The sequence below is a fragment of the Kineococcus indalonis genome (genome assembly GCF_009906395.1).
GTDB lineage: Bacteria > Actinomycetota > Actinomycetes > Actinomycetales > Kineococcaceae > Kineococcus > Kineococcus indalonis.
On sequence record NZ_JAAALM010000500.1, the window covers coordinates 1 to 2,967 of the forward strand.

A 2,967-nucleotide genomic window follows, 5' to 3' on the forward strand; every position below is an offset into this window, starting at 1 on the left:
CCGGAGGACCCGTGCGCACCTCGTCCCCGCACCGCACCGCCGCCGCCGGCGTCGCCGTCGCGGCGCTGGTCAGCGCCACCGTCGCCGTCGCCCCGGCCGTGACCGGCTCGGAGCGCTGGGGCGGCCGCCCCGCCCGCACCGTCGACGTCCAGCTGCTGGCCGTCAACGACCTGCACGGCGCCCTGGAACCGCCGGCCGGCTCGGGCGGGCGCGTGCAGACCGGCGTGGGCGCCGACGGCGCCGCGCAGACCGTCGACGCCGGCGGCACCGAGTTCCTCGCCACGCAGGTGGCGCAGCTCGCCGACGCGCAGGGCCGGCAGAACACGATCACCGTCGCCGCCGGCGACCTCATCGGCGCCTCCCCGCTGCTCTCGGCCGCCTTCCACGACGAGCCGACCATCGAGGCCCTCAGCGCCCTGGGCCTGGACTACGCCAGCGTGGGCAACCACGAGTTCGACGAGGGCGCCGCGGAACTGCTGCGCCTCCAGGACGGCGGCTGCCACCCCGTCGACGGCTGCGCCGACGGCACGCCCTACGCGGGGGCCGGCTTCCAGTACCTCTCGGCCAACGCCTTCGTCACCGCCACCGGCGAGCCGCTGCTGCCGCCGTACGCGGTCGAGCCCGTCGCCGGGGTGCGCATCGGGTTCATCGGCATGACGCTGGAGGGCACCGAGGACATCGTCAGCCAGCAGGGCGTGGCCGGCCTGGACTTCGCCGACGAGGTGGCCACGGCCAACCGCTACGCGCGCGAGCTGCGCCGGCAGGGCGTGCAGAGCATCGTCGTGCTGCTGCACCAGGGCGGGCAGCAGACCGGCCCCGACGCCTGGGACGTCGACGCCTGCAACGGTCTGACCGGCCCGGTCGTGGACATCGCCGAGGGCGTGGACGACAGCATCGACGTCGTCGTCAGCGGGCACACCCACCAGGCGTACAACTGCGAGATCGACGGCAAGCTCGTCACCAGCGCCGCCTCCAACGGCCGCCTGGTCACCGACATCGACCTGCGCGTGGACACCCGCAGCGGGGACGTCACCCGCGCTGCGGCGGACAACGTCGTCGTCACCCGCGACGTGCCCAAGGACCCCGCCCAGACGTACCTGATCGAGCACTACCGCACCGCCCTGGGCCCGATCGCCGGCGAGGTCGTCGGCACCACCGCCGAGCCGCTGACCCGCGCCCAGGAGACGCTCTTCACGAACGCCGACGGCACCGCCGCGCTGGGCGAGTCCGCGCTGGGCGACCTCATCGCCGACGCGCAGCTGGCCGCCACCGACGACGAGGCCGGCGCGGTCGCGGCGTTCATGAACCCCGGTGGCGTGCGCGCCGACCTCGACGCCGGCGAGGTGACGTACGAGGAGGCGTTCACGGTGCAGCCGTTCGCCAACAACCTGCTCACCCTGGACCTGACCGGCGCGCAGCTGCAGTGCGTGCTGGAGCAGCAGTTCCAGGTCGGGCGCACCCTGTACCCCTCGGCGAGCGTGTCGTACCAGGTGGACCCGGCCGGCACCTCCGCCGCCGCCGGGGCCGACCCGTGCACCGGCACCCGGGTCCCCGACGGGTCCGTGACGATCGGCGGCGCGGCGGTCACCGACGCGGCCACCTACCGGATCACGGTGAACAACTTCCTCGCCGGTGGCGGCGACGGCTTCAGCGCCCTGACCGCGGGCACCAACCAGGTCACCGGTGCCATCGACCTGGACGCCTTCACCGCCCACCTGGCGGCGGTCTCGCCGGTCACCGCCCCGGCCCTGGACCGCATCACCGTGGCCGGCTGACCGGCGGGCCACCTCCCCGTCCCGGCCGGAGCGCGGGGCGTGCGGGGAACCGCAGCGCCCACCCCAGGGCGTCGTCGGCGACGCGCTCCCGGCCCTGCACGAGGGCGGACAGGTGCCGGCGGCCGGGGAACTCGTGGAGCTCGGGGACAGCGCCCGTTGCGCAGGGTGCTGAGCGGCAGCTGGTCCACCCCCTTGATCGAGGCCGGGGGGATCGCCACCCCGGCTGAGCCGAGACCGCGGTCCAGCAGCAGCTGCACGGCGAGCCCGCCGAAGGAGTGCCCGATGAGGACCGGGGCGTCAGGCAGGGCGGCGACGACGCGGGCGTGGGCGTCGGCGACCTCGCCCAGACCCACCTCGCTGCGCCGGCCGTCGCCGCGGCTGCGCTCGCGCAGCTGCTGCAGGGGTCGCCGGGGGAGGTGGTGGGCACCGCGCTCACCCGCCGGCCGCGTCGCGGATCACGGCGGTCACCTCGTCGGGGTGGCTCATCATCACCACGTGCGAGCTGCGCACCTTCGTGGTCCTGGCCCCCATGCGCTGGGCCATGGCGAACTGCGCCGGGGGCGGGATGAGGCCGTCGCGGGTGGCCACGACGTACCAGGACGGGATCGACTCCCACGCCGGGGGCCCGGAGGGCTCCACGAGCGAGGACAGCACGCCGGGGCGCTGGGTGGCGGCCATCACCGCGACCTGCCGCTCGGGCAGGTCGCCGGCGAAGATGCGCCGGAACTGCGCGGGGTCGACGTAGGCGTCGGCGTCCTGCTCCCCGCCGCCGGGGTAGGGGCGCAGGACGAGGTTCTCGACGACGTCGCTGTGCCCGCCCCCGAGGCTGTTGGCCGCGCCGACGGACTCGCCCTCGGCCAGGCCGTAGGCGGCGGCGTACACCAGGGCGGTGACGTTCGGGTTGCCGGTGGCGGCGTTGGTGATGACGGCTCCGCCGTAGGAGTGCCCGACCAGGACGATCGGGCCGGGGACGGTGGACAGGAAGGTGCGGACGTGCTCGGCGTCGGAGGCCAGCCCGCGCAGCGGGTTGGCCGGGGCGATGGCGGTGTAGCCGCGGCGCTGCAGGCGCTCGATCACCGCGCCCCAGCCGGAGGCGTCGGCGAAGGCGCCGTGCACGAGCACGATCGTGGGCCCGGCGTGGGGGCTGCCGCGCCCGGGCGCCGCTGCGGCGCTCGAGCCGGCGGCGCCCGGG

2 protein-coding genes and 1 pseudogene are annotated in these 2,967 nt (G+C 75.9%); 1 reads left to right on the forward strand and 2 read right to left on the reverse strand.

The features are described from left to right. Window positions 1–11: 11 nt before the first annotated feature. Complete coding sequence (locus tag GTR00_RS18025; RefSeq protein WP_407659728.1) at window positions 12–1,775, forward strand: bifunctional metallophosphatase/5'-nucleotidase; 1,764 nt, start codon at window positions 12–14, stop codon at window positions 1,773–1,775. Here GTR00_RS18025 and GTR00_RS26465 read toward each other — a convergent pair. After that, a pseudogene (locus tag GTR00_RS26465) lies at window positions 1,688–2,128 on the reverse strand (alpha/beta fold hydrolase); the annotation flags it as partial. The gene GTR00_RS18025 and the pseudogene GTR00_RS26465 sit on opposite strands and share 88 nt — an antisense overlap. Before the next feature lie 79 nt (window positions 2,129–2,207). Next, the coding region (locus GTR00_RS18035) for an alpha/beta fold hydrolase (protein ID WP_205706118.1) at window positions 2,208–2,967 on the reverse strand (760 nt) is incomplete at its 5' end.